This is a genomic window from Rhodopseudomonas sp. RCAM05734 (assembly GCF_052658035.1).
The window spans coordinates 4,277,800-4,303,219 of the sequence record NZ_CP199742.1; the positions used below are offsets into that span (position 1 = coordinate 4,277,800).

Here is a 25,420-nt window from a genome sequence, read left to right on the forward strand (position 1 = left end):
CTCTGCTAGCGCAAGCCAGTTCCATCGTTTTCGGGGTAGTTCCATGACTGACGCCATTCGGCCGCTGATTGCCGGCAACTGGAAGATGAACGGGTTGAAGGATTCCGCTGCCGAGTTCGGTCAGATGACCGCCGGCGTCGGCGATCTCTGGCGCACGGTCGATCTGCTGATCTGCCCGCCGGCAACCCTGGTCTACACCTTCGCCGCGGTGGCGATCGGATCGCGCATCAGGGTCGGCGCCCAGGACTGCCATCCCAAGATCTCGGGCGCCCATACCGGCGACCTCTCGGCGGAAATGCTGGCCGACGCCGGCGCGACCGCTGTCATCGTCGGGCACTCCGAACGCCGCGCCGACCATGGCGAAATCGATGCCGTGGTGCGCAGCAAGGCGGAAGCCGCCTGGCGCGCCGGGCTCACGGCGATCATCTGCATCGGCGAGACCCGGGCACAGCGCGACGCCGGCCAGGCCCTGTCGATCTGCGGCAGTCAACTGGCCGGTTCCTTGCCTGCCGGTGCCACCGCGGCCAACACCGTCATCGCTTACGAACCGGTCTGGGCGATCGGCACCGGGCTCACCCCGACGGTTGAGGATGTTGAGCAAGTTCATAAGTTTATCCGCTATCAGCTCACAGATCACGTAAAGGATGAAGGAGTCCGGATGCGGATCCTTTATGGCGGTTCGGTGAAGCCGTCCAACGCTGTGGAACTGATGGCGGTGGCCAATGTGAACGGCGCACTGATCGGCGGCGCCAGCCTGAAGGCAGCCGATTTCCTGGCGATTGCGGCGGGGTGTCCTTAAGTAACTGAACGTACATGATCGGCGACGAGCCGGCGGTCGTGCGGGGGGTGACAATACCCCGTGCAATCGTGTAGACACCGCGCGACTTCAAACCCCGCAAGCTCCCGCCGCAGCCGGCTTCCCGGCGCAGCGAGCTTGATGGAAGGACCCGATGCAAAGCGTAATTATCGTCATCCACCTCATGATCGTCGCGACGCTGATCGCCGCGGTGCTGTTGCAGAAGTCCGAGGGCGGTGGCCTGGGCGTCGGCGGCGGTGGCGGCGGCGGCTTCATGTCGAGCCGTGGCACTGCCAACCTGCTGACCCGCACCACCGGTATCCTGGCGGCCGGGTTCTTCATCACCAGCATGTTCCTGTCGTGGCTTGCCGCCTATGAGCGCAAGCCGAGTTCCGTGATCATTCCGGATTCGGCGCCGATCTCGCAGCCGGGCGCACCGTTGGCGCCGCCGACCTCCGGTGGGCTGCTTGATCTCGCTGCGCAAGAGCGATCAGCAGCAGGCGCCGGCAGCTCCCGCGGGCCCGCAGGCTCCGCGATCGCAGTAAAGCAGGGCGGCCATGCAGGACGGGGGGCTACCGTCCTGCATCAATAACCGCCATCAAGAGCTTCCATTCACTTCGATTTTCAAGTCACCCACAGCCATGCCGAATTCCGGTCTCTGGCTGCGATTTCGTTTTTGCGAATCGGGTGCTGAGCCTTAAAGGTTGAACCCCATGGCGCGGTACATATTCATCACCGGCGGCGTGGTCTCCTCGCTCGGCAAAGGTCTGGCTTCAGCGGCGCTCGGCGCCCTGTTGCAGGCGCGGGGCTACAAGGTCCGTCTTCGCAAGCTCGATCCCTATCTCAACCTCGATCCCGGGACGATGTCGCCGTACCAGCACGGCGAGGTGTTCGTCACCGACGACGGCGCCGAGACCGATCTCGATCTCGGCCATTACGAGCGCTTCACCGGGCGGCCGGCCACCAAGGCCGACAACATCACCACCGGCCGGATCTACCAGGACATCCTGACCAAGGAGCGGCGCGGCGACTATCTCGGCGCCACCATCCAGGTGATCCCGCACGTCACCAACGCCATCAAGGACTTCATCCTCGACAGCAACGATGACTACGACTTCGTGCTGGTCGAGATCGGCGGCACCGTGGGCGACATCGAGGGCCTGCCGTTCTTCGAGGCGATCCGCCAGATCAAGAACGATCTGCCGCGCGGCCAGTGCATCTATGTGCACCTGACCCTGCTGCCGTTCATCCCCAGCGCCGGCGAGCTGAAGACCAAGCCGACCCAGCATTCGGTCAAGGAACTGCGCTCGATCGGCATCCAGCCCGACATCCTGCTGTGCCGCTGCGACCGCGAGATCCCCAAGGAAGAGCGCCGCAAGCTCGGCCTGTTCTGCAACGTCCGCGAAAGCGCCGTGATCGAGGCCCGCGACGTCGACAACATCTACGCCGTGCCCGAGGCCTACCACCAGGCCGGCCTCGACGACGAAGTGCTGGCCGCATTCGGCCTGACGCCGAAGGCGCCGCTGGCGCTGCAGAGCTGGCACGACATCAACGAGCGGGTGCGCAACCCCGAGGGGGCGGTGACCATCGCCATCGTCGGCAAGTACACCGGCATGAAGGACGCCTACAAGTCGCTGACCGAGGCGCTGTCTCACGGCGGCATCGCCAACAAGGTGAAGGTCAACCTCGACTGGATCGAGAGCGAGGTATTCGAGAACGAGGACCCGGCGCCGTTCCTCGAACACGTCAACGGCATCATGGTGCCCGGCGGTTTCGGCCAGCGCGGCGCCGAGGGCAAGATCCGCGCGGCGCAGTTCGCCAGGGAGCGCAAGGTGCCGTATTTCGGCATCTGTTTCGGCATGCAGATGGCGGTGATCGAGGCGGCGCGCAATCTGGCCGGGATCAAGGACGCCAACTCCACCGAGTTCGGCCCCACCGATGAGCCTGCGGTCGGCCTGATGACCGAATGGCTGCGCGGCAACGAACTCGAGAAGCGGCACAATGCCGGCGACCTCGGCGGCACCATGCGGCTCGGCGCCTATCCGGCCGCTTTGCGGGCCGGCAGCAAGGTCTCAGAAGTGTATGGCGGCGCTCTGGAGATTTCCGAACGGCATCGCCATCGCTACGAGGTCAACACCGCCTACAAGGATCGCCTCGAGCAGCACGGCCTGAAGTTCTCCGGCATGTCGCCGGACGGCGTGCTGCCGGAGATCGTCGAATATGAGAACCATCCGTGGTTCATCGGTGTGCAGTACCATCCGGAACTGAAGTCGCGGCCGTTCGAGCCGCACCCGCTGTTCGCATCCTTCATCAAGGCGGCGGCTGCGCAAAGCCGGCTGGTCTGATCGACGGCTCAGCTCTCGAAAAACACGAACGCGGCCCATACCGCGGGATCCTCGGCGGCCTTGATCTGGCCGTGGATGGCTTCGATCCGCACTTTGCGCAACGCGCTGGCGTAATCCAGGCCGTCGTCGGCCAGCACCTGGTAGAACCGTGCCATCAGGTTGGCGACGCCCTCGTCGCTGACTTCCCACAGCGTCAGCAGCGAGCGCCGGGCGCCGGCAATGGCCAGCGCGGTGGGCATGCCGCGCACGCTGCCGATCCGGGAGGGATCGCCCAGCGCCGTCTGGCAGGCCGACAGCACTACCAGATCGGCGGCCGACAAGTCCCAGTCCATCAGCTCGCGGGCATAGAGCACGCCGTCATTTTCGTCGCGCTGCGGCGGCCGGCCGAGATTGGGACGCGAGGCCAGCAGTCCGCTGCGCCACATCGCATCGGTGCGGTCGGACGCGGCCTTGTAGAAGCCGTGGGTGGCGAGATGCACCACCGCTGCGCCCTGTGCCTTCTGTCTTATCTCGGCTTCGCCGCTGTTGCTGCCGGTCATCATCACGCTGTCGAGCCCCCGCCGCCTGACATCGGCATCGACATGGTCGATCTCGGTACGGGTCGAGGGCAGCGCATTGGCGGCGCCGGCATAATCCAGCCCGCCGACCAGCAACGCCTTGCTGCCCCGGGTGAGCCGGGTGTCCTGGTCGGTAAAGAAGATGGCGTCGGCGCGGGTCAGGATGTGGGTGTCATAGATCTCGTCGAGATAGCGGCCCGAGGCATCGCGCAACATGGCGAAGGGCAGGCTGTAGAGGTCGGCGTCAGGCACCAGGAACAGCCGCTTGACGTCGGCGAGATGCGGCTTCAGCGGCCCCAGCAAGGTGTCGTGCAGCCGGCAGAAGATCCTGTCGCGATCGGGCGCGGCCGCATCGCTCGCCAGCAAGTCATCGAGCGGGCCGAGATCGACCAGCGCCGGGGCTGTGGCGGGGCGGCGGATGACGGCCTGCAGCCGCATTGCGGGCTTTGGCTGAGCCGGATTGAGACGGTTGCGGCGACCGCTGACAAAGAAATCGACCAGCGCGTCGTCGCGCTGCAGCCTGTCCTCGATCGATGGCAGTTGCAGTCCCGCCGGCGGCTTGTCGCCCATGCGCGCCGCCAGCGCTTGCCGCGCGTCCTGCAATCGCCGGAGCACGTCACTGGCGTCGGTGTCGAGCTTGCCCGATGACAGCAGTTCCTGCTGCTGGCCGGACAGCCGCAGCACCGTGTGCGCCAGTGCCCGGGTGCCGTCGTCGGGCAGGCGGTCGGCGGTCAGCCGCAGCAGCGTGCGCTCGCCGTCCTCCATGGTCTTCCAGCGCGTCACGGCGTCCGCATAGGCGACGGCAGCGGCCGGCTCCACCAGGGCATAGCGGCCGAATTCGTAGAGGATGTCGTCGGCGAGCTTGCGCATGGTCTCGGCGACGTAGCGATTGCCGGCGGTGCCGACCTCGCGCAGCATCCAGCGAAATGCCTGCTGCTCGACGTCGCGGAAGGTCGCGAGGGTCTCGCTGTCGCCGCGCGCCATTCGCGTCATGGCGACGCCGAGCAGGGCATCGAAGGTGATCGGATGCTGGCGCGCGATGGTGGTCTGCGCGCGCTGGTAGGCGTTGATGCGCAACGCCAGCGCGCGCCCGGTGTCGCCGCGCCGCTCATACTGGTCGGCGGCCAGTTGTGCGGCCTTGATGCGCAACAGATCGGGCGCGCCGTTCCAGTCCTTGACCTCTGCCATGGCCTCCAGATCGCCGGGGCTCATCGGGCGTTCCGGATGGAAATAGGCCTTGGCATAGGCGATCCAGACGTCGGCCTGCCTGACGTGTTCCGAGCGGGGATCGGCGAGCTCTGTGGCGCAGCGCTTCTGCAGCAGCAGCGCCTGCATCGTCTCGGCCTCGTTGCCCATGGCGAGCTGGTCGAGCGCGAGATTGCTGGCGCTCACCAGCGCCTGGATGCTGCCATGGCCGTAATGCGCGATGCGCTTGCGCAGCAACGGCGCGTCGATGGTGCTGGCAATGTCGGGATGCCCGACCATGCGCAACGCCTCGGCATAATTGTTCTCGGTACGCCAGGTCAGCGGTTCGCGATCTCCGAGCGCCTTGCGCGCGCTGAGATAGGTCTGTTCGGAGAGATTGAGTCCCGATGCGACCGCGCCGTTGTCGGTCAGCAGCGTGGCGAGGATGTCGCTGCCGGCGATGTCCTGGGCCGAATTGGGGCCGTATTCGGCGCGCATCCGGTTATGCGCCTCGATCGCAACGGGGATGCCGGCTTCGTACTGGTTGGATCGTTCGAGGAACCGAGCATATTCGAACCAGAAGGTCACGGCATCGCGGCCGCCATCGCGTGCGGCGCGGGTCTTCGCCGCTTCCGCAAGCAGGTCGGAGGCGGTGGCGGTATCGCGCCGCCGCTCGTACGCGCTGGCGGCGTTGAGATAGGCCCTGATCGTCAGGCCGTGGTAGCTGCTCTGGGTCACCTCGCGCAGCGCGTTCTTCAAGCGCTCGCGGCCGCTGTCGAAGTTTCCGGCTTGCAGCGCGTCGAATGCACTCTGGATTTTCACCGCGAGCTCGCGCTCGCTCGGCGCCATGCGGTTCTGCGCGTCGGCAAGCTGCGGCAGCGCGGACAGCGCGACGACCGACGTGGTGAGGGCAAGGAGACAAGCGCGCGTGAGCCGGAAAGTCCGGAGGGAAAATGGCATCGCGGGCGGCCCTTACTTGCCGGCGCAGCCGGACGTGCTGTCGCCCAGGCGGGCCATTGGCTTGCCATTGACGAACACGCCATGGCTGCCGGTGATCGACTTGCCGCCGCAATCGGTGCTGCCTCCGACCACCGCCACCGGCTTGCCGTTGATATAGACGCCCTTGGCGCCCTCGATGATCTTGCCGTCGGTGGTGGTGTCGCCGACCCGCGCCGCCGGCTTGCCGTCGACGAGGACGCTGTCAGCGCCGGAGGTGATCTTGCCGGGCTGCTGTGCCGCAACCGGTCCAGTGAGAATCGTCAACAGCAGCAAGGGAAGGCTAGGCATGCGCATGGTCGGTTCCGGCTCGGTTTGCGTCGGGACGGCCATGATGTAAGCCTCAATGGTCTCGGGCAAGGGCAGATGTCGCATGGCGCCATGATTGCACGGTGACCAAACCAACGCTTCAAGAGAGGAACGATTTGATGATCTATGAAATGCGCGTTTATCGCTGTCTGCCTGGCCGCTTGCCGGCGCTGCTGAACCGCTTCCAGAACACCACGCTGAAGCTGTGGGACAAGCACGGCATCAAGCAGACCGGATTCTTCACCACGCTGATCGGCGAGATCCAACCAGGAACTGACCTATATTCTGGCGTGGGACTCGATGGCCGACCGCGAGACGAAATGGAACGCATTCCAGTCCGATCCCGACTGGATCTCGGCGCGCGCCAAGACCGAGGAAAGCGGCCAGATCGTCGGCAATATCGTCAGCCGGCTGCTGGCGCCCACGGCGTTCTCGGCGCTGAAGTAGCGCCGCCGAGAGCCGATTGAACGCGGCTCGAATGGTCTGGGTGGTCGGCTTTGCTGCAACCCAGATATTCAGACGGGCGGGAAGGGGTCGAACCGGCTTGCATCCCGCCCGGTCCTGCGGTCATGGTCGCGCGCGAAAAGGAGACCGTTTTGACCGCACCGTCCGCAGCCGCATCCGTCGTTACCCTCGGCCAGGTCCGCTTTGGCAATTCCCTGCCATTGTCGGTGATTGCCGGCCCTTGCCAGCTCGAGAGCCGGGCGCATGCGCTGGAAGTCGCACAGGCGCTGAAGGAGATCGCGGACCGCCTCGGCATCGGCCTTGTCTACAAGACCTCGTTCGACAAGGCCAACCGCACCAGCGTGTCCAGCGCCCGCGGCATCGGCCTCGATGAGGCGCTGCCGATTTTCGCCGAGGTCCGCGAGAGCTTCGGCCTGCCGGTGCTGACCGACGTGCACGAGATCGACCAGTGCGCGCGCGCAGCCGAGGCAGTGGACGTGCTGCAGATCCCGGCCTTCCTGTGCCGCCAGACCGATCTGCTGCTGGCGGCGGCGGCCACCGGCAAGGCGGTCAACGTCAAGAAGGGCCAGTTCCTGGCGCCGTGGGACATGGCCAATGTGGTGACCAAGCTGACCTCGTCTGGCAATGACCGGGTGCTGGTCACCGAGCGCGGCGCCTCGTTCGGCTACAACACGCTGGTGTCGGACATGCGGGCGCTGCCGATCCTGGCGCGCACCACCGGCGCGCCGGTGATCTTCGACGCCACCCATTCGGTGCAGCAGCCCGGCGGCAAGGGCACCACCTCGGGCGGCGAGCGCGAATTCGTGCCGGTGCTGGCGCGCGCCGCGGTGGCGGTCGGCGTGGCCGGTGTGTTCATCGAGACCCATCCCGATCCCGACCATGCGCCCTCCGACGGCCCCAACATGGTGCCGCTGCGCGATTTCGAAGCGCTGGTCCGCAACCTGATGGCGTTCGACGCGCTGGCCAAGGAAACCCTCAAGGCCGGATCGCACTGATGCCGCCAAGCCCGCTGCCACCGGTGGCGCGCTGATGCCGCCGGTGCTCAACATCATCGCGCTGGCGTCGTTCGCCGCGGCGCTGTCGACGCGGGCGCTCGATCCGGTGCTGCCGCATGTGGCCGACGAACTCGGCGTCAGCATCGCTACCGCCGCCGGCCTGTCGTCGGCCCTGGCCTTCACCTTCGCCATCGTGCAGCCGGCGCTGGGCGCCGCCGCCGACCTGTTCGGCAAGGCGAGGCTGATGGTGGTGTGTCTGGTGCTGCTCGGCATCGCCAACATCCTGGGCGCGCTGACCTCGTCCTATGAATTGCTGCTCGCCACCCGCGTGCTCGGCGGCATCGGCGCCGGCGGCGTGTTCCCGGTGACGCTCAGCCTGACCAGCGACCTCGTGGCGCCTGGCCAGCGCCAGATCGCCATCAGCCGGGTGCTGGCCGGCGCCATGACCGGCAACCTGCTGGGCGCCACCGCGTCCGGTGTGATCGGCGATCTCCTGGGCTGGCGCGGCGTGCTGGCCGTGCTCGGCGTGCTGGCCATCGTCGCCTCGTTCGCCGTCTCGTTCGGCTTCAAGGGCGCCGCGCTGGCGAAGCCACCGGGCAAGGTGGACCTGCGCGTGCTGCGCACCGGCTATCGCACCATCTTTGCCAATCCCAATACCAGGTTCGTCTACGGCGCCGTCTTCATCGAAGGCTGCTGCGTGCTCGGGCTGTTTCCCTATATCGCCTCGTTCCTGTTCGAACGCGGCGTCACCAGCCTGTCGATCGCCGGTCTGGTGCTGGCCTGCTTCGCCTTCGGCGGACTTTTCTATACCGCCAGCATCTCGCGGCTGCTGCCACGGCTCGGCGTCAACGGCATGATGATCGGAGGCGGCGCGGTGATCGCGCTGCAACTGGCCATCGTCGCCTTCGGCCCGCCGTGGCAGGCGCAGGCCCTTAGCCTCCTGTTCATGGGCTGGGGCTTCTACATGATCCATGGTTCGCTTCAGATCTTCTCCAGCGAGCTGTCGGAGGAAGCCCGCGCCAGCGCCATGTCGCTGCATGCCTTCTGCTTCTTCATGGGCCAGACGGTGGGGCCGATCGCCTATGGCTTCGGCCTTCTTCACCTCGGCAAATTACCGACCCTGTTGGCTGCCGCTGCCGTCATGCTGGCACTCGGCTTTGCCTGCGCGCGATGGCTGAAGCCGACCCGACCGGCGGATCGAGAGAGCGCGGCGGTGTAGCGCTTGGACGTCGCAGGAGGTTCGAGATTACTATTGCCGGGCGCCGTCCAGCATCTCCAGCAGGTTTTCGGGCCAGACCGTCGAGGTCGTGTGCCGCAGTTCGTCTTTTGACCACCAGCGGTGGTCGGCGATGACGTCGGCCTCTTGGTTGGTCCATCCGTCGCGGGACGATACCGCGATGTCGGAAGGCACCAGAAAATACTGCTCCTGCGCCTCGACGTATTCGCCATCGGGCATTTGCATGACAAACGCACGCTCGGCCACGGGTTCGCCGACGGACTCGCGGGTCAGTCCGGTTTCTTCTTTCAACTCGCGGATAGCCGCCTGCTGGAACGTCTCGCCGTCCTCAACGCCGCCGCCGGGCGTCGACCAGAAATCCTGGCCGGCAAGCGGTCCCTTTTTGTGCAGGTAGCGGAACAGCAACACGCGCCCGCCGCGGTCGACGATGAGCAGCCGGGAAGAGGGGCGTTGTCTCATCTCGCGCTCCATCGATGTCACCGGACCGAGGGCGTCCAGATTGCGGTCGTTCGGTACGGTCCCGGATCTGCGCAGCAGCGTGAAGCCAAGCGATGCTTCGCATCGCAGGGCTGCAGCGCGTCCGGGACACAAGATCCAGAAATTTAGCCCCGCCCGCGATACGGGGCGACGCCTTGTTCGGGGATCCACATGCCCTTGGGCAGCTTGCCGGTCTGCCAGAATACGTCGATGGGGATGCCGCCACGCGGATACCAGTAGCCGCCGATGCGCAGCCATTTCGGCTTGACCGCGGCACTGATGCGCTTGCCGATGGCCACGGTGCAGTCCTCGTGGAACGCGCCATGGTTGCGGAACGAGGCGATGTAGAGTTTTAGCGATTTCGACTCCAGCAGCCAGTCGCCCGGCACATAGTCGATCATCAGATGGGCGAAATCCGGCTGGCCGGTGACCGGGCACAGCGAGGTGAATTCCGGCGCAGTGAAGCGCACCACGTAGTTGGTGTCGGCCTGCGGATTGGGCACTCGGTCGAGCTTGGCGTCCTCGGGGGTGGTCGGCCATGCCACATCATGGCCGAGCTGCAGGCCGGACGGGTCGAGCTTGGACGCGGCCTTGGCGGGCGCCTTTTGGGGTGTTTTGGACATCAGGGGGGTCTCCGTTGGCGCGGTTCTTAGCCAATCCCGGCGCCGCCGTCACCTTGCGCGGCCTTTTCCCGCCGGATCGCTTGCTGTAGAACCCCGCGAACTGTCCATCCCATACCGCCAAGAGGCTCCCATGACCGCCATCGTCGACATCATCGGCCGCGAAATTCTCGACAGCCGCGGCAATCCGACCGTTGAAGTCGACGTCATCCTGGAAGACGGCTCGCTGGGCCGCGCCGCGGTGCCGTCGGGCGCTTCCACCGGCGCCCACGAAGCGGTGGAACTGCGCGACGGCGACAAGAGCCGCTATCTCGGCAAGGGCGTTCTCAAGGCCGTCGATGCCGTCAATGGTGAGATCTACGACGCGCTGGGCGGCATGGATGCCGAGCAGCAGGTGCAGATCGACGAGATCATGATCGGTCTCGACGGCACCGCCAACAAGAGCCGGCTCGGCGCCAACGCCATTCTCGGCGTCTCGCTGGCCGTCGCCCGCGCCGCCGCCGAGTCCTACGGCATGCCGCTGTACCGCTATGTCGGTGGAACCTCGGCGCGCACCCTGCCGGTGCCGATGATGAACATCATCAATGGCGGCGTGCATGCGGACAACCCGATCGACTTCCAGGAATTCATGATCATGCCGGTCGGCGCGTCCTCGTTCGCTGAGGGCCTGCGCTGCGGCGCCGAGATCTTCCACACGCTGAAGAGCGAGCTGAAGAAGGCCGGCCACAACACCAATGTGGGCGACGAGGGCGGCTTCGCACCGAACCTGAAGTCGGCCGACGAGGCACTGGAATTCGTGATGGCCGCCATCAACAAGGCCGGCTACAGCGCCGGCAAGGACGTGATGCTGGCGCTCGACTGCGCCGCCACCGAATTCTTCAAGGACGGCGCCTATGTCTATGGCGGCGAGAACAAGACCCGCAGCGGTTCGGAACAGGCGAAGTATCTGGCCGATCTGGCGTCGCGTTATCCGATCGTCTCCATCGAGGACGGCATGTCCGAGGACGACATGGACGGCTGGAAGGAACTCACCGACCTGATCGGCAAGAAGTGCCAGCCTGGTCGGCGACGACCTGTTCGTCACCAACGTCACGCGCCTCGCCGACGGCATCAAGAACGGCCGCGCCAATTCGATCCTGATCAAGGTCAACCAGATCGGCACCCTGACCGAGACGCAGTCGGCCATCGAGATGGCCTACAAGGCCGGCTACACCGCGGTGATGTCGCATCGCTCCGGCGAGACCGAGGATTCCACAATCGCCGACCTCGCCGTTGCCAGCAACTGCGGACAGATCAAGACCGGCTCGCTGTCGCGCTCCGACCGCATCGCCAAGTACAACCGGCTGCTGCGCATCGAGCAGGAACTCGGCACCCAGGCCAAGTATGCCGGCCGCGCCGCGCTGAAGGCGCTGGCGTAACAGAAGCGTCATTCCGGGGCAGGCGCATCAGCGCAAGCGAACCGGGAACGGCAAACGATAAAAACTCGTCGCCCGCTTACCCAAGCGGGCGACGATTGCGTTTTGCACACTCTCATCCGTGGCATCGCGCGCATCGCTGCAATCGTGCCGTGCGATGAACGGCACTAATATGCGCCGTTCATCGTGATACCGCGATGCGGTCGCGCGATGAACACGTTCAGGCTTCACGCTTCCACCAGGCATGGTGGAGAGCAACATGGCGGGCATTTTTCAGGTTCAGGGTTTTGGCGCGCTGTCCGAGTACAATGGACAGTTCGCGACCACGGGCGCCGCGCAGTCGTTTCAGAACATGGCATCGCTCGGTTCCAATTCGGTGGCATTGACGGTCCGGATCTGGACCGACAGCAAGACCGGCAGCACGGTCATCGCCCATCCCGACAAGACCGAAAGCGACGCCAGCCTGCTTGCCGGATTCCAGGCAGCCCATGCGGCGGGACTGTCGGTCGCGTTCAAGCCCGGGATCACCGGCCTCGACAGCACGATTTCTAGCAGCCTGCAGCCCGCGGACGTCGATGCCTTCTTTGCCTCCTACAGAGCGGAGATCGTGCATTTGGCCGGCATTGCGGAGCAGGGCGGGGTCAAGACGTTCGCCATCGGCAACGAGATGAGCAAGCTGTCGGGATCCGCCTATCTCGGCCAGTGGACCGACCTGATATCGGCGGTGCGCCAAGTCTATCACGGTGAGCTGACTTACGCGGCCGCGACCGACGAGGCCTCCAAGGTGAGTTTCTGGAGCCAGCTCGATACGATCAGCGTCAACACCTATCCGCCGCTGACCTCGAGCACCACGCCGACGGTGGCCGACCTCGTCCATGCCTGGACCGAAGTGCCGTACAATCCGTATTACGCCGCCGCCTTCAACTACAAATCCCCGGTGGATTTCCTGCATTCGCTGTCGCTGGACTATGGCAAGCCGGTGATGATGAGCGAGGTGGGCTATCGCAGCATCGACGGCACGGCCATCAATCCCGGCGGCGGTTCGTCCAAGGCGCCGGCGGATGCCGCCGAGCAGGCCGACGCCTACAACGCCTTCTTCCAGGTCTGGAGCACGCAGGGCGGCAGCTGGCTCAAGGGCGCCGAGTTCTGGCAGTGGGATCTCAACGGCAACGTTTCACCGACCGGCTATTCGGTGCAGGGCAAGCCTGCGCAGGATGTGGTCTCGCAGTATTTCCACGGCAACGGCGCGATACCCGGACGGACGGTCGAAGGTTCTGTGGTCGCTGACATCATCGACTCCGGAAGCGGCAACGACACCATCCATGGCGGGCCGGGTAGCGATTTGATCCGCGGCGGCGCGGGCAACGACACCATTGTCGGGGGCCCGGACACCATCGCCAGGCTCACCACAACGACGGTGACGATCACGGGATACGGCTCGGTGGTCGCCGGCGTCGGCGCGCAAGCGCGGATCCTGGTCAACGGCACCGCCGTGTCGGGACTGCTGGAATTCACCCCGGCTACCGATCCCCAGGGATACCAGACCTATACGGTCACCTTCGACAATCCCGCGCAGATATCGAACATCGCCATCGAGCTGGCGAATTCGGCGCCCGGCCGAGCGCTGCACGTCAAGGATTTTGCGGTCAACGGAGTCGCGCTCGTTCCGAGCCAGGGCACCAATGCCAGCTCGCCGGGCACGTTCGATCTCTATGTACGCACCATCAACTTCGATACCTCGGCGCATCAGGACTGGTTCGTCGGCGCTGCCAGCGACAATGACGTGATCACCGGCGGCGGCGGCAACGACACCATCGATGGCGGTGCCGGGACCGATACGGCCGTCTATTCGGGCGTCGCCAGCGATTACAGCATCAGCTTGGACGGTCGCACCACGGTGGTCACCGACCGGGTCTCCGGCCGTGATGGCACCGATCGCCTCAGCAACATCGAAGTCCTGAAATTCGCGGACATGGCGATCGACACCAGCACCATCGCGCGGGCGTCGGCGACCACCGACGCTGCCAGTACCTACCAGATCCAGGCCGCCGACAGCGCGGGGCATGTCACCGGCGAAACCGTCCGCCATGCGGACGGCACGCGCGACGTCTATAACGACGCGATCGTCGGGCAGAGCTACGCCTCCGAACACATCGCCATCGACGGCACCGGCCATACCAGGCTGGTGGAACGCTTCTTCGGCGACGGCGATCTCGCCTTCCGGCAGGTGGTCAACAGCGACGGTTCGGTCAGCGCGTCCGACTATGACGCTGGCGGTCATCTGATCAAATTCGCGACCAGCCACGGCGACGGTGCTTGGCAGCAGTTCACATTCGATGCCACCGGATTTGAAACCGGCGAGATCACCCGGCATGCCGATGGCTCGCGCGACATTCATAGCTTTGGGATCACCGGCAAGGATTACACGTCGGAGCACGCGGTGCGCGATGCGGCGGGGCACAGTTCGCTGATCGAGCAGTTCCACGACAACGGCACGCTGGCGCTGAAACAGACCGTGAGTGCCGATGGCGTCCGCACGCTGGATCAATATGACAGCCGGGGGCAGATGACCCAGCAGACGGTGATGCAGAAGGACGGCTCGTTTGTGCAGTCGAAATATGCGCTGGATGGCGCGCTTGCCATTGAGACCACCCGTCATGCCGACGGCAGCCGTGATGTCGATACGTTCGGGATCGAGGGGAAAGCCTATTCGGCGCGGCATGACGGGTTCGATGCCGCCGGGCACCGGCTCTCGACGGTCTTCGACAACCATGACGGCAGTCACACCATGACGGCCTATGCGCCGGACGTGACGTTGACGTCGACTGCGGCCAGCGACGTCATGAATAGCGCCGGCGGCGACAGGTTCGTGTTCCGGGAGGCATCGGGGCACGACGTCATCAACAACTTCAAGGCCGGCGAGGGGCCGGGCCGCGATGTGCTCGAAATCGCGTCGAGCATTGCCGCCGATCTCGAGCACCTGTCGGTTCACGTGGTGGGGACGGATACCATCATCGATCTCGGCCACGATGCATCGATCAGGCTCACCGGCGTCGTTATGCCGCTGACGTCGCACGACGTGCTGATCGTCTGAGTGCGCTCGCGCGCCGTAGCGCGCGAGCAGCGGCAACCCTGCTTACTGCGCCGGCGCGGCCGAGACCTGGGCGTTGGCGGGCTTTTTCGGGGCGCGGCGCGCGCCGCCGGTGACCTGCAGCACCTTCGCGATGGTCTTGCGATGCAGGTTTTCCGACTTGTCGATGGAGAAGTGGTTGTCGGTCGCATCCTCGTTGACGTTGGCGAGGTTGCCCTTGAAGCGCTTGTCGGCTGCGACCGCCTGGCCCCAGCCGGCGGGAACGTAGTAGTTCACGATCTGGCGGACATTGGGTGGCACCGGGGCCGGGCTCACCGGGTCGAAGTTGACGATCAGCGCCACCGGCACGCCGCTGCCCTGCAGCTTGCGGGCAATATCGATGGTGGCGTCGGCGCCGAGCGAATGGCCCATCAGGATGATTGGTTCGCGATTGCCGCTGCGGTATGCCGCGATGATGTCGTCAGCCAGCCCTCGCCAGCCGAGGTAGTTCTGCACGGAGCTGGATACGCCGGCAGCCTGCAGCTTGTAGGCGAGTTGGTCCATACCCAGCGAGAAAACGTTGAGGACGCCGCGCAACAGATAGACGTGGCCCGGACGTTTGGCGGCAGCCTGGGCGTCGCTGGAACTCGCAAGCGATGTCACGAATACCGAGCAGAAGATCATGAAAAAGCCGACCACGACATGCAGTGGCGGTCGTTTCGTGCCCATCAGATTCGTCGACATCACAGCACTCTTTCCCCGGAAATCATTTGAAACGGATTTCTATCTCCCGCCATTGGCAACTGTCGTCAATCGCCACAGCGCGTCAATCTCGACTTTTTGAACGCAAAAGGGGGCAAAAAACCCCAGTGTGACTTGCTGGTGACAAAAACCTGAATGATGACGCATGAATCGGCTCGTGCGGTTTGTGGCAGACAGCAAATTTGCTAAGCTTGCCACGGTCTGGCGCGTGACGCCCAAGAGGAGAATCGGGGCAATGGTCGCGCGGCGACATGTCTTTCATATCGGCGGTTACGATCCAATCTTGCCGGGCACCCAGCTGAAGTCGGTTCCATCGTTCGCTCAGCAGTTTCCAGAAGACGTGGGGCGTCACCGCGCGCGCCTCGTCGGAACCGCAGTGTTCGCAGGTGAGCGCGACCTGGCAGGCCGAGTCGTCGGGACCGAACTGGAACACCGTCATCAGCTACGAGATGTTGCGCTGGGACGATCTGATCCTGATGGATCATCAGCGCAGCATGCCGTCGCGGCTGGCAGCAGGGATGGTGACGCTGATCGACTGGATCGTGACCGGCACCTTGTTCCGCTTCGTGCTGTCGAGCTGGAAATATGCCGGCTTCTTCCTGTTCCCCTATCTCTGGGTCACCGTATTCCTGCTCGCCGGCACCGGCGTGGGCTTCGCTTCTGCGTGGCTGCTCGGTCTGCATGGCGCAGTTGCCTGGGGACTAGGCATCGTCGCGGCGGGCGCGGTGTTCGGTGGCCTTCTGCACCGCTACGGCTGGAAGAAGCCGATCAACCACGTGTTCGACGACTGGATTTTCTCGCGGCAGTTCGTCTACGGCCAGAGACCGTTGATGGACCGCCGCGTCGACGAATTCGCCGCAGCGATCGTGGCGCGGGCGCAGAAGGCTGATGTCGAGGAAATCGTCATCGTCGGCCATTGTCTCGGCGCCGCGCTGGTGATGGAATCGGTGTCGCGCGCGCTCAAGCTCGATCCGGATCTGCCGCGCCGCGGCCCGGCCATTTGCGTGCTCACGGTCGGCGCGACGATCCCGAAATTCGCGCTGCATCCGGCCGGGACCCGCGTCCGCGCCGCCACGCAGGCGGTGGCCAATGAACCGTTGATCCGCTGGGCCGAATATCACGCCCGCGATGACGCCATCAGCTTCTACCGCTTCGATCCCGTGACACTGAAGCGCGTCAGCCGCGAGCGCGGCGATGGCCGCCCGAACATCCGGCGGGTGCAGATGCACAACATGATGAGCCCGGACGCCTTCAAGCGGCATCGCTTCAATTTCATGCGGCTGCATTACCAGATGGTGATGGGCAACGACCAGCGGGCGCTCTATGATTACTGCATGATCATCTGCGGTCCGCTGCCCTTCGACGAAATCACCGCGCCCGCGGGCGGCCTCGACCGCTTCGGCGCCGACGGCGCGCTGCTGCCGTTCGCGCCTGTTACCGCGGAAACCGCGCCGCTACCCCGGGTATCCGTCAATGCCGCGTAGTCGTTGTGGCGGCCGACGATGACCGCCTCGCTCCTCGGAGAAATCGTCTGGGCGGTCGGGACCGTCGCGTGGTTCGTGATCCGCTATCCCTATGCTCGGCGGGCCCGGCGGGCCGCGACGGTGCGCGTCGATGGCTTGAGCCGCGAACGGATTCTGCTCGGCGTCGCCACGGTCGGCCTGTTCGTCGTGCCCGTGGTCTATCTCGCCACCGGCTGGCCGCGCGCTTTGAATTATGACCTGAACTATGCCGCCGTGGCCATCGGCGTGCTGGTGTATGTCGCATCGCTGTGGCTGTTCCGGCGTTCGCACAAGGACCTCGGCCGGCAATGGTCGGCGAGCCTCGAGATTCGCGAAAAGCACCAGATCGTGCGCGCCGGCGTCTATCGCCTGATCCGCCATCCCATGTATGCCTCGTTCTGGCTGTGGGCGCTGGCGCAGGCGTTCCTGCTGCCGAACGCGGTAGCGGCCTTGAGCGGCCTGGTGGCCGTCGCAATCCTGTTCTTCGCCCGCATCGGCTTCGAGGAGCGGATGTTGACGGAAGCCTTCGGCGAGGACTATCGCGTCTACATGCGCGAGACCAAGCGCATCATCCCCGGCATCTACTGACGCCGGGCAGAACTCATTTTTTCTTCCAAATATCCAGCAAGCGGGCAGGGCTACATGAGCATTGATCACACCACCGGACTTGAGCTGCGCTCCCTGATCACCAGGACCGGCGACTATGAATTGTCGCTGAAGCGGGTCGATATCGCCGAGCCCGGCGCGGACGAGGTGCTGGTGCGCGTCGAGGCGGCGCCGATCAATCCGTCGGATATCGGGCTCCTGGTCGGCCCCGCCGACATCGCCAACGCCACGGCGTCGGGCAGCGGCGACGAGGCCGTCGTGAAGGCCAAGGTGCCGGTGCAGTTCATGAAGGCCATGGCCGGGCGCTTCGATGAATCCATGGCGGTGGGCAACGAAGGCGCCGGCGTGGTGGTCAAGGCCGGCGCGTCCGAGGCGGCGCAGGCGCTGCTCGGCAAGACCGTGGCGATGATCGGCGGCGCCATGTATGCGCAGTACCGCACCATGAAGGCCGCCGATTGCCTCCCGCTGCCGGAGGGCACCACACCTGCCGAGGGCGCATCGTGCTTCGTCAATCCGCTGACCTCGCTCGGCATGGTCGAGACCATGCGCCGCGAGGGCCACACGGCGCTGGTGCACACCGCTGCCGCGTCGAACCTTGGCCAGATGCTCAACCGGATCTGCCTCAAGGACGGTATCGACCTCGTCAACATCGTGCGCAGCGTCGAGCAGGAGAAGCTGCTGCGCGACATCGGCGCGAAATACGTCTGCGATTCCACCGCGCCGAGCTTCATGGACGACCTGACCGAAGCGCTGGTCGCCACCGGCGCGACGCTGGCCTTCGATGCCACCGGCGGCGGCAAGCTGCAGGGCCAGATCCTCACCGCCATGGAAGCCATGGCCGTCAAGGCCATGAAGGTCTACAGCCGCTACGGCTCGACCACCCACAAGCAGGTCTACGTCTACGGCCGGCTGGAGTCGAAGCCGATCGAGTTTTCGCCGACCTTCGGCATGGCCTGGAGCATGGGCGGCTGGCTGCTGTTTCCGTTCCTGCAGAAGATCGGCCCTGCCGACGCGCAGCGGCTGCGCGAACGCGTCGCCGCCGAGTTGAAGACGACCTTCGCCAGCCACTACACGCAGGTGATCTCGCTGCAGGAGGCGCTGCAGCTCGATATCCTCAAGGCTTACAATAAGCGTGCGACCGGTGCGAAGTACCTGATCAATCCGAACAAGGCGGGATGACCATTCTCGATCAACCAGCGGATGCGGCCGAACCGGTTGGCTCCGTCGTATTGCTGCGCCATGCGCCGTATCTGTTCTACGTCTGGTCACGCTGCTTCTCGCGGTTTTCCTCGCAGATAGCCGCGGTCGCAGTGGGCTGGCAGGTCTATGACATGACCGGCAGCGCGTTCCAGCTCGGCATGGTCGGGCTGGTCCAGTTCCTGCCGATGCTGCTGCTGGTGTTCGCCGGCGGCCACGCCGCCGACCGCTACGATCGCCGCATGGTGGTGCAGGTCTGCCAGATCGTGCAGGGGCTGGTGGCGCTGTATCTGGCGTGGGGCAGCTATGGCGGCTGGATCACGGTGCCGGAGATCTTCGTTGCTGTCGGCCTGTTCGGCGCGGCGACGGCGTTCGAAAGTCCGGCGAGTTCGGCGCTGCTGCCCGGCGTGGTGCCGGCGGGCACGCTGCAGAAGGCCACGGCGCTGACCTCAGGCACCGGCCAACTGGCGATGATCTGCGGCCCGGCGCTGGGCGGCATCGCCTATGCCCTGTCGACGGGGCTGCCATATGCGCTGATGGCTGGGTTCTGGGTGATCGGCGGGCTGCTGAACAATGCCATCAAGCTCGATCGGCCCATCGTCGCAAAAGAACCGCCGAGCTTTCGGGCGCTGTTTGCCGGCGTCGGCTTTGTCCGCCGCAATCCGGCGATCCTCGGCACCATCTCGCTCGACCTGTTCGCGGTGCTGCTCGGCGGCGCTGTTGTGCTGCTGCCGATCTATGCTCGCGACATCCTGCAGACCGGCCCCTGGGGCCTCGGCATTTTGCGCGCCGCGCCCGCCGTGGGGGCGTTGCTGATGACCGTGGTTCTGACGCGCTGGACCATCAACCGCCGGGTGGGCATGCGCATGTTCCAGGCGGTGATCGTGTTCGGCCTGGCCACCGCGGTGTTCGCGGTGTCGCAACTGGTCTGGCTGTCGCTGATCGCGCTGCTGATCATGGGCGCTGCCGATACGGTCAGCGTGGTGATCCGCATCTCGTTGGTGCAGCTCGCCACGCCGGACGACATGCGCGGCCGGGTCGGCGCGGTCAACTTCCTGTTCATCAATGCGTCGAACCAGCTCGGCCAGTTCGAAAGTGGCGTCACTGCGGCATTGTTCGGCACCATGCCGGCAGCACTGCTCGGCGGCATCGGGACCGTGGCGGTGGCGCTGCTGTGGATGAAGCTGTTTCCGACGCTCCGCGACGTGGAGCGGCTGGAGTAGGGCAAGCCCGGCGACGGGATGGGAGAGGCAGCTCCCATCATCGGGACCAGTTCATGCGCTGCGTTGTGCGGCTGCGTTTTCCCCTTCGCCCGACATCTTGGCGCCTGCACCCGGCGACGACCTCTTCGCTTCCCTTGCTCGTCGGATGCAGCGTTTCTTCCACCAAATATAGAGCCCGGTATAGGCACTGATCGCCAGCGCGAGGCCGATGACCGCGACGAAGATCCGGTAGGGCAGGCCCCACACCTTTGCCATGTGCAGCGATTGCAGCCAGCGGCTGACCGTGTCGCCGGAATACTCGCCTGTCGGAATGCGCGTCGCCAGCAAGGCGCCGCTGCGTGCGTCGATGAACACGCCGGTCTGCCCGCGTTCCCGCGTCACGTCGCGCGATGTGTTGGCGTAATAGATGAACGCGTCGAACTGACGATTATAAAACAGGTGGCTCGGAAAGTTGACGGTGAAGCCCTGTGTGCGGGCCACCTCGTCCATTGTCGCGACCGCGATGCCATAAGCATCGCGCCAGGCGAGTATCGGTCTGTCGGGCGTTTTCGGCGGACGTTGCGGCTGCTTCTTGAAGTCGAGAAAGCTGGACATCACGGGCGTGTAGACTTCAGAGCGCAGGTTGAGCATCACGCTCGACCAGGCGAACAGGAACATCACCCCCCACAGCCACAGGCCCGTCGCGCGATGAATGTTGAAGTGCAGGCGATAGGTGCTGGCGTTGCGCTTGATCATCCAGGCCGGCAGCCAGCGCCGCAGGAACGGCGCGGTGCGCGGACACGTGGCGACGATGCCGACCATGCAGTTCAAGGTCCAGAGCAGCGCGACGACGCCGAAGAAGGTCTTGCCCCACGGCTCCGGCAGCGCCAGCGCGTAATGCAGGCGATAGACAAAGCCGATGACGGTGGTGCTGTCGAATGGGCTCGCGCCCCATTTTCGGATGCCCAGCAGGCGGCCGTCATAGGGATCGAAGAACGCCTGATCGGCCTCGGTCAAAGCGGGGTCGCGTCGATCCAGATTGACTTTCACGGAGCGATCCGGCTGCCGCAGCAGCGGCAAGCCAATGAGCCGATAGCCGGGTAGTGCCCGTTCTGCCCGCGCAACCAGTTCGAACGGATCCAGCATCGCGGCAGGCCGGCCACGTTCGTCGAGGGGCGCGCGGACGACGTATTGCGCGGGATCGACCAGAGCCTCGAGCTCGTCCTCGAAGGCGAGCAGGCTGCCGGTGATGCCCGCGACGATCAGGAAGATGGCCGAGAGCAGGCCCGTCCATTTATGGATGAACGTCGAAAACCGGATCACGTGCGGCGATGCTCCGGCGGGACGAGCCCCATTCCAGTCCCGGTCCCGTCGGCGTGCGTCATCATGTTCACCGTCAAGACATTTCGGGTCAGAAGCGGAATGTCGTGGAGGCGAGATAGGTGCGCGGCGCGCCGAGATAGATCTGCCTTTCGGCCCCACTGGTCATCCAATAGTTGTTATCGGCGACATTCTCGACGGCGAAGCGGATCGTGATCGGCTTGCCATTCCACGGCGAGGCGAAACTGTAGCGTGCGCCAAGGTCAAAGCGCGTCCACGCCGGAATGACGAACTTGTTCGCAGCGTCCGGATACGCATCGCCAAAATGGATGGCGCGGCCGGTCAAGGTCAGGCCGGTCACGAAGGGTGTATCCCATTCGGTGCCGAGGCTGACCTGCACGTCGGGAATGCCGATCGAGCGTTTGCCGTCGTTGATGCCGTTCTGCGTCTTGCTCTGGCGCGCATCCATGAACGAGGCGCCGCCCAGCAGGCGCCAGCCCGCCGTGAGTTCGCCGAACGTGTTGATCTCGACGCCGCGGTTGCGGTTCTCGCCGTCGATCGAGAAAGTCGGCAGCGGCGTCCCCGGCAGCGAGATCTGCGCCGGTTGGGCGATATCATAGGCTGCGAGTGTGGTGGTGAAGCGGCCCCAATCCACCTTGACGCCCACCTCGCGCTGCAGCGACTTGTAGGAGGGGAAGATCTGGCCTTGGTTCTGGAACGTGTTGTCGACGATGGTGCCCTGTTGGAGGCCTTCGATCTGATTGGCGTAGACGGATACGTTTTCCAGCGGCTTGACGACCAGCGCGTAGGCCGGACTCCAGGTGCCCGCCGCGTAGCTGCCGGTCGAGGCGCCCGTCACCTGGTCGAAGGTCGCGGCCTCGACTTCCTGTCGGCGCACGCCGACCGTGAACTGAACGCGATTGTTCCACACCGAGATGGTGTCGGCGACGCCGTAACTGTTGAGCGAGTTGAGATTGGACTTGGTCGCGGCCGGCAGCGACTGCGCCTGGTAGGTGGCGGGGCGTGGAGTGTAGATGTTTGACGTGACCGGCGTACCGGTCGTGCGCGAGTTGGCGATCTCGCCGGTCCACAGCGAAGTGTTGAAGTTGATGTCGTGATGAATTGGTCCTGTATCGACCGCGATGCGGAAGCCTGCCTGTTCGGTGTGGTTTTTCCGCTCCTGCAGGCTGGAGAACGGCGTTGCCGTGGTATCGCCGAACGCATTGGCGATGGTCGGATTGGAGATGCGGCTGGTGATCGAGTTCTCGAAATATCCGCCACCGCCATAGACGGTGAGCCAGTCGGTGACGTCCACCTCGGCCTGCAACAGGGCCGTGCCATTCCAGCCCGAGATGCCGGTCCAGATTGGATTCCAGAAATTGGTGCCATTCGGGGCACCGGGCACGCGCATGAGCGAGTTGTTGAGCGTATTGCGCGCACTCAGTCCGTCGGCGCGTGAATCATCGTAGAGTATATCTGCCGAGACGCGTACGCGCTCGCCGCGATAGTCGAGGGCGAGAGCATGCGAATTCAGTTGCAGGCTTTGATTGTCGACCTCGGTGGCACCGTCGCGATAGGTGCCGTTGTAACGGATGCCGAATTCCTTGTGCTCGCCATAGCGCTGGCCGACATCGAGGTGGGCGCCGCCCTGACCGCGCGAGGCGAACGACGTGGTCAACTCGGCGGTCGGCTCGTTGCGGGCCCGCTTCAGGATCAGATTGATCGCGCCGCCTATGGAATCGTCCGGCGACTGGCCGTTGAGCAGGCCGTTGAGCCCCTTGATCACTTCGACCCGCTCGACGGCATCAAGCACGTTGAAGTTATGATTGCCGATCAGGCCGAAATAGCCGTTGAAGCCGACGCTGGTATTGCCGAGCAGGAAGCCGCGGATCATCGGCTGTTCGCGGCCGATGTTGCGCGGTAGCGCAGAGCCGACCGATGGATCGCTGACCAGTACGTCCGGAAGCGTACGTGCTTGATTGTTCTCGACCAGCTCGCGGGTATAGCTGGTGAGGTTGAAGGGCGTATTCATGACGCCGCGATTGCCGAGCAGGCCCACCTGGCCGCCGGTCGCCACCTGACCGCCGGCGTAGGATGGCGGGATGGCGCCGAGGTTGCCCGTTGCCGGTATGACGTAAGGCACAGGCGCGACCTGGCGCAGGGGCGAAGGTGCACGGCGTGCGGCGGCGCGAACGGCCGCTGTGCGCCGTGCCGGCGGGGCGATACGACGTGCGCTTGGGCGCGTGGGAGAATCAACAGTCACCGCCGGGAGGACAGATTGGGCGCGCACCGGACTCGCCAGATCAACGGACAGTGCAAGACAGCTTGCAGCTCCCAGGCATGTTGCCCGCATCAGATTCAACGTCATCCAGCCCCTCGCATATTCACGGGCAGAGAATCCGCCGCAGCGGTCCTCTAACCGAGGGGCTCGAAAAGCGCTCCTAGAATACCTCCAGTCTTTCCGTCTCACGTGAGATCCGGGTTGCTGCAGTTTGTCGCATGGCAGTGCGTCCTGGCGCTTTGGCTTCGCGCATCGTTTGTCGGGCGCTCGCGTAAATCGCCCTGACGATGCGATCTCGATGCGGGCCCGTTGCCGCGTTTCAACACGGCCCGAGACGATCACAGCCGTTCAAGCGCCGTCGCCGTGGCGTTGCTGTGGATAAAACTGTTTCCAACGCTCCGCGATGGCGATCGGCTGGAGTAAGGCACGTGTCCCGGACGCGGTGCGGCATTCCAAGGCGATGCTCTTGCATCGCCGACATGCCGCTCCGCAGATACGGGACCGTATTCCGCGCAGGCGTTCGTGATGGTCCCGGATCTGCAGTGCACTACGCCTCCTGCGGAGGCGCATCTCAGCGCGTCCGGGACACGTAACTCACGCGCTTTGCCTTACGCATTCTCGAACTTCGGCCGCTCCACCTCGCCGTGGGCCTTCAACAATTCCAGCAGCCGCTTGCGCATGATCATGCCCGGGCGGTCCGACGGCATGTGCTTCTCGATCTTGCGGCCCATGTCGACAATGGCGTCGGGGTCGGTGGACTCCAGGATGTCCTGATCTTCGGCGATGATCGCGGCGTCCCAGTCGATCAGCTCCTGCGCCGGACAGTCTGCTTCGGTGTCGTTGCGGAACAGGATCTGCACCACCTGGATCTCGCCGTCGGAAATCGGCGTGGCGCAGTTGAAGATCAGATGGCGCACGCCGGAGGGATATTCCATGTCGAGGCGGCGGCAGAACGGCATGAACCATTTGTTGCGCATGTGACGCTTGGTCGTCGGCTCGGTCGAGCCGGTGATGCGCGCGGCGTTGGGCGGGTTGCGCACGGTGACGATGGTCTCGGCCTCGAAGCCGTAATCGGTCTCGACGATCTCGTACTTTTCGGGGCGCGGCTGGTCGATATCGCCGAAGGTGTTCTTGTGCACGAAGGCGAAATGCGCGTTGTCGAACGAGTTCTCCATCAGCCGCAGCGCCGAGGTTTTCCATTTGCTGTAGAACTGCGGGATGCGGCGATAGCCGGCATCGCGATCCTCGGGAATGTCAGGGATGTCGCCGAGCGGCTCGTCCAGCGCCACCCAGACATAGCCGTAGCGCGTGGTGCTGCGGAACGCGCGCGCCTTGGCCTCAGGGATCGGCTGCTCGAACGGGAATTGTGGGATCATCACCAGCTTGCCGTCGCGATCGTATTCCCAACCGTGATAGCCGCAGACGATATTGCCGTCGCGGCACCAGCCTTTCGAGAGTTTTGCCGTCCGGTGGCAGCAGCGGTCTTCCAGCGCGGCGGGTTCGCCATTGCCGTCGAGGAACAGCACGATCGGCTCGCCGAGCAGGGTGAAGGGTTTCGGGCCATCTGCGAGATCGGCCAGCGGCACGGTCGCGTACCAGAATTTGCGCAGGACGGGTTGCTTGGTGTTCAGCATGGCAATCTCCGAAAACGGCGGTGGTGCGTTACAGGCCTTGCAGGATGCGGATGTCGTCGGCGTCGAGTTCGACGCGCTCGCCGCCGCGGATCAGCTCGGCAAAGCCCTCGTTCGGGGTCATCACCGTCAGCGTGTAGAGCTTGTCGGTGCCGGTGTTCTCGATGACGTGTTCGGAGCCGGGATGCAGCAGCAGCGAGTCGCCCTTCTTGATCGGCAGCGTCTTGCCGTCGCAGCGGGCGATGCCTTCGCCGTGCAGCACATGAAAGAACTCATGGGCCGCGGCGTGTTCGTTGGGTGGCGTCGCGCCGCCGGGCTGGAAGATCTCGATGACGAAGATGTTGTCGATCTTGTCGGTGTCGCGATCGAACAGCATGGCGAAATAGTTGGTGTCGCCAGGCGAAATGCGGAACGCCTGGACCTTTGAAATATCGGCGACGCTGAAAGCCATG

Annotated in this window: 19 protein-coding genes and 3 pseudogenes; 12 read left to right on the forward strand and 10 right to left on the reverse strand. The window is 64.8% G+C overall.

Annotated elements, in window-relative coordinates:
* The first annotated feature begins 43 nt into the window (after positions 1-43).
* The 3 genes and pseudogenes from tpiA (at position 44) to ACUXVA_RS20215 (ending at position 3,141) form a co-directional block, all read left to right on the forward strand.
* On the forward strand, positions 44-799 hold the full coding sequence (gene tpiA, locus ACUXVA_RS20205; protein ID WP_445487734.1) for a triose-phosphate isomerase: 756 nt from the start codon (positions 44-46) through the stop codon (positions 797-799).
* A gap of 151 nt (positions 800-950) precedes the next feature.
* Positions 951-1,341: pseudogene (secG, locus tag ACUXVA_RS20210) on the forward strand (preprotein translocase subunit SecG).
* Between the two features lie 168 nt (positions 1,342-1,509).
* Complete coding sequence (locus tag ACUXVA_RS20215) at positions 1,510-3,141, forward strand: CTP synthase (protein WP_265078718.1); 1,632 nt, start codon at positions 1,510-1,512, stop codon at positions 3,139-3,141.
* 8 nt (positions 3,142-3,149) lie between these two features.
* On the opposite strand, the gene ACUXVA_RS20220 is transcribed toward ACUXVA_RS20215, so the two are convergent.
* Together ACUXVA_RS20220 and ACUXVA_RS20225 are read right to left on the reverse strand one after the other, a co-directional pair.
* On the reverse strand, positions 3,150-5,843 hold the full coding sequence (locus tag ACUXVA_RS20220; protein WP_445487736.1) for a CHAT domain-containing protein: 2,694 nt from the start codon (positions 5,841-5,843) through the stop codon (positions 3,150-3,152).
* Positions 5,844-5,855: 12 nt separating this feature from the next.
* A complete protein-coding gene (locus ACUXVA_RS20225; protein WP_265078716.1) occupies positions 5,856-6,176 on the reverse strand; it encodes a PAAR domain-containing protein in 321 nt (106 codons plus the stop codon).
* Positions 6,177-6,307: 131 nt separating this feature from the next.
* On the opposite strand from ACUXVA_RS20225, the pseudogene ACUXVA_RS20230 reads away from it, so the two are divergent.
* The 3 genes and pseudogenes from ACUXVA_RS20230 to ACUXVA_RS20240 all read left to right on the forward strand — a co-directional run bounded on the left by ACUXVA_RS20230 (position 6,308) and on the right by ACUXVA_RS20240 (position 8,867).
* Positions 6,308-6,635, forward strand: a pseudogene (locus ACUXVA_RS20230) (NIPSNAP family protein).
* 122 nt (positions 6,636-6,757) lie between these two features.
* A complete protein-coding gene (kdsA, locus tag ACUXVA_RS20235) occupies positions 6,758-7,648 on the forward strand; it encodes a 3-deoxy-8-phosphooctulonate synthase (protein ID WP_445487739.1) in 891 nt (296 codons plus the stop codon).
* Between the two features lie 34 nt (positions 7,649-7,682).
* Positions 7,683-8,867, forward strand: a complete 1,185-nt coding sequence (locus tag ACUXVA_RS20240) for an MFS transporter (protein ID WP_445487741.1) — start codon at positions 7,683-7,685, stop codon at positions 8,865-8,867.
* 30 nt (positions 8,868-8,897) lie between these two features.
* Here ACUXVA_RS20240 and ACUXVA_RS20245 read toward each other — a convergent pair whose 3' ends face one another.
* A complete protein-coding gene (locus ACUXVA_RS20245; RefSeq protein ID WP_265078712.1) occupies positions 8,898-9,356 on the reverse strand; it encodes an NUDIX hydrolase in 459 nt (152 codons plus the stop codon).
* A 131-nt stretch (positions 9,357-9,487) separates the two neighbouring features.
* Positions 9,488-9,985: a preQ(1) synthase gene (queF, locus tag ACUXVA_RS20250; RefSeq protein ID WP_265078711.1), complete on the reverse strand. Its 498-nt coding sequence runs from the start codon at positions 9,983-9,985 to the stop codon at positions 9,488-9,490.
* A gap of 130 nt (positions 9,986-10,115) precedes the next feature.
* Here queF and eno point away from each other — a divergent pair.
* Positions 10,116-11,400 (forward strand): annotated as a pseudogene (gene eno / locus ACUXVA_RS20255) (phosphopyruvate hydratase).
* Between the two features lie 27 nt (positions 11,401-11,427).
* Here eno and ACUXVA_RS20260 read toward each other — a convergent pair.
* The gene (locus tag ACUXVA_RS20260) at positions 11,428-11,658 is read right to left on the reverse strand and encodes a hypothetical protein (protein ID WP_265078709.1); all 231 of its coding nucleotides are present in this window, start codon (positions 11,656-11,658) and stop codon (positions 11,428-11,430) included.
* Here ACUXVA_RS20260 and ACUXVA_RS20265 point away from each other — a divergent pair.
* On the forward strand, positions 11,657-14,491 hold the full coding sequence (locus tag ACUXVA_RS20265; RefSeq protein ID WP_445487744.1) for a glycoside hydrolase family 113: 2,835 nt from the start codon (positions 11,657-11,659) through the stop codon (positions 14,489-14,491). The genes ACUXVA_RS20260 and ACUXVA_RS20265 overlap by 2 nt on opposite strands.
* Positions 14,492-14,533: 42 nt before the next feature.
* On the opposite strand, the gene ACUXVA_RS20270 is transcribed toward ACUXVA_RS20265, so the two are convergent.
* The gene (locus ACUXVA_RS20270) at positions 14,534-15,211 is read right to left on the reverse strand and encodes a thioesterase domain-containing protein (RefSeq protein ID WP_445487746.1); all 678 of its coding nucleotides are present in this window, start codon (positions 15,209-15,211) and stop codon (positions 14,534-14,536) included.
* A gap of 404 nt (positions 15,212-15,615) precedes the next feature.
* Between ACUXVA_RS20270 and ACUXVA_RS20275 the strand changes: the two genes are divergently transcribed.
* Genes ACUXVA_RS20275 through ACUXVA_RS20290 form a run of 4 tightly spaced genes read left to right on the forward strand, consistent with a single transcriptional unit; the run spans position 15,616 to position 19,757 of the window.
* The gene (locus ACUXVA_RS20275; protein WP_445487748.1) at positions 15,616-16,713 is read left to right on the forward strand and encodes a hypothetical protein; all 1,098 of its coding nucleotides are present in this window, start codon (positions 15,616-15,618) and stop codon (positions 16,711-16,713) included.
* A gap of 18 nt (positions 16,714-16,731) precedes the next feature.
* On the forward strand, positions 16,732-17,319 hold the full coding sequence (locus ACUXVA_RS20280) for a protein-S-isoprenylcysteine O-methyltransferase (RefSeq protein WP_445487750.1): 588 nt from the start codon (positions 16,732-16,734) through the stop codon (positions 17,317-17,319).
* 54 nt (positions 17,320-17,373) lie between these two features.
* Positions 17,374-18,516 (forward strand): zinc-binding dehydrogenase, encoded by a 1,143-nt coding sequence (locus ACUXVA_RS20285; protein WP_445487752.1) that lies wholly within the window; start codon positions 17,374-17,376, stop codon positions 18,514-18,516.
* Positions 18,513-19,757, forward strand: a complete 1,245-nt coding sequence (locus tag ACUXVA_RS20290) for an MFS transporter (protein ID WP_445487754.1) — start codon at positions 18,513-18,515, stop codon at positions 19,755-19,757. The genes ACUXVA_RS20285 and ACUXVA_RS20290 overlap by 4 nt, the downstream gene beginning before the upstream one ends.
* Positions 19,758-19,808: 51 nt before the next feature.
* On the opposite strand, the gene ACUXVA_RS20295 is transcribed toward ACUXVA_RS20290, so the two are convergent.
* The 4 genes from ACUXVA_RS20295 to ACUXVA_RS20310 all read right to left on the reverse strand — a co-directional run bounded on the left by ACUXVA_RS20295 (position 19,809) and on the right by ACUXVA_RS20310 (position 25,419).
* Positions 19,809-21,218, reverse strand: a complete 1,410-nt coding sequence (locus ACUXVA_RS20295) for a PepSY-associated TM helix domain-containing protein (protein ID WP_445487756.1) — start codon at positions 21,216-21,218, stop codon at positions 19,809-19,811.
* Positions 21,148-23,199, reverse strand: a complete 2,052-nt coding sequence (locus tag ACUXVA_RS20300) for a TonB-dependent receptor (protein WP_445487758.1) — start codon at positions 23,197-23,199, stop codon at positions 21,148-21,150. Before ACUXVA_RS20300 ends, ACUXVA_RS20295 begins: the two co-directional genes overlap by 71 nt.
* A gap of 746 nt (positions 23,200-23,945) precedes the next feature.
* On the reverse strand, positions 23,946-24,971 hold the full coding sequence (locus ACUXVA_RS20305; RefSeq protein WP_265078701.1) for an aromatic ring-hydroxylating dioxygenase subunit alpha: 1,026 nt from the start codon (positions 24,969-24,971) through the stop codon (positions 23,946-23,948).
* A gap of 28 nt (positions 24,972-24,999) precedes the next feature.
* A complete protein-coding gene (locus ACUXVA_RS20310; RefSeq protein ID WP_265078700.1) occupies positions 25,000-25,419 on the reverse strand; it encodes a cupin domain-containing protein in 420 nt (139 codons plus the stop codon).
* Between the last annotated feature and the right edge of the window lies 1 nt (position 25,420).

What these genes read in the sequence shown, in the direction of transcription:
- tpiA (WP_445487734.1), top strand. Translation starts at nt 44, where the DNA reads ATGACTGACGCCATTCGGCCGCTGATTGCCGGCAACTGGAAGATGAAC.
- ACUXVA_RS20215 (WP_265078718.1), top strand. Translation starts at nt 1,510, where the DNA reads ATGGCGCGGTACATATTCATCACCGGCGGCGTGGTCTCCTCGCTCGGC.
- ACUXVA_RS20220 (WP_445487736.1), bottom strand. Translation starts at nt 5,843, where the DNA reads ATGCCATTTTCCCTCCGGACTTTCCGGCTCACGCGCGCTTGTCTCCTT.
- ACUXVA_RS20225 (WP_265078716.1), bottom strand. Translation starts at nt 6,176, where the DNA reads ATGCGCATGCCTAGCCTTCCCTTGCTGCTGTTGACGATTCTCACTGGA.
- kdsA (WP_445487739.1), top strand. Translation starts at nt 6,758, where the DNA reads ATGGTCGCGCGCGAAAAGGAGACCGTTTTGACCGCACCGTCCGCAGCC.
- ACUXVA_RS20240 (WP_445487741.1), top strand. Translation starts at nt 7,683, where the DNA reads ATGCCGCCGGTGCTCAACATCATCGCGCTGGCGTCGTTCGCCGCGGCG.
- ACUXVA_RS20245 (WP_265078712.1), bottom strand. Translation starts at nt 9,356, where the DNA reads ATGGAGCGCGAGATGAGACAACGCCCCTCTTCCCGGCTGCTCATCGTC.
- queF (WP_265078711.1), bottom strand. Translation starts at nt 9,985, where the DNA reads ATGTCCAAAACACCCCAAAAGGCGCCCGCCAAGGCCGCGTCCAAGCTC.
- ACUXVA_RS20265 (WP_445487744.1), top strand. Translation starts at nt 11,657, where the DNA reads ATGGCGGGCATTTTTCAGGTTCAGGGTTTTGGCGCGCTGTCCGAGTAC.
- ACUXVA_RS20260 (WP_265078709.1), bottom strand. Translation starts at nt 11,658, where the DNA reads ATGTTGCTCTCCACCATGCCTGGTGGAAGCGTGAAGCCTGAACGTGTT.
- ACUXVA_RS20270 (WP_445487746.1), bottom strand. Translation starts at nt 15,211, where the DNA reads ATGTCGACGAATCTGATGGGCACGAAACGACCGCCACTGCATGTCGTG.
- ACUXVA_RS20280 (WP_445487750.1), top strand. Translation starts at nt 16,732, where the DNA reads ATGACCGCCTCGCTCCTCGGAGAAATCGTCTGGGCGGTCGGGACCGTC.
- ACUXVA_RS20285 (WP_445487752.1), top strand. Translation starts at nt 17,374, where the DNA reads ATGAGCATTGATCACACCACCGGACTTGAGCTGCGCTCCCTGATCACC.
- ACUXVA_RS20290 (WP_445487754.1), top strand. Translation starts at nt 18,513, where the DNA reads ATGACCATTCTCGATCAACCAGCGGATGCGGCCGAACCGGTTGGCTCC.
- ACUXVA_RS20305 (WP_265078701.1), bottom strand. Translation starts at nt 24,971, where the DNA reads ATGCTGAACACCAAGCAACCCGTCCTGCGCAAATTCTGGTACGCGACC.
- ACUXVA_RS20310 (WP_265078700.1), bottom strand. Translation starts at nt 25,419, where the DNA reads ATGGCTTTCAGCGTCGCCGATATTTCAAAGGTCCAGGCGTTCCGCATT.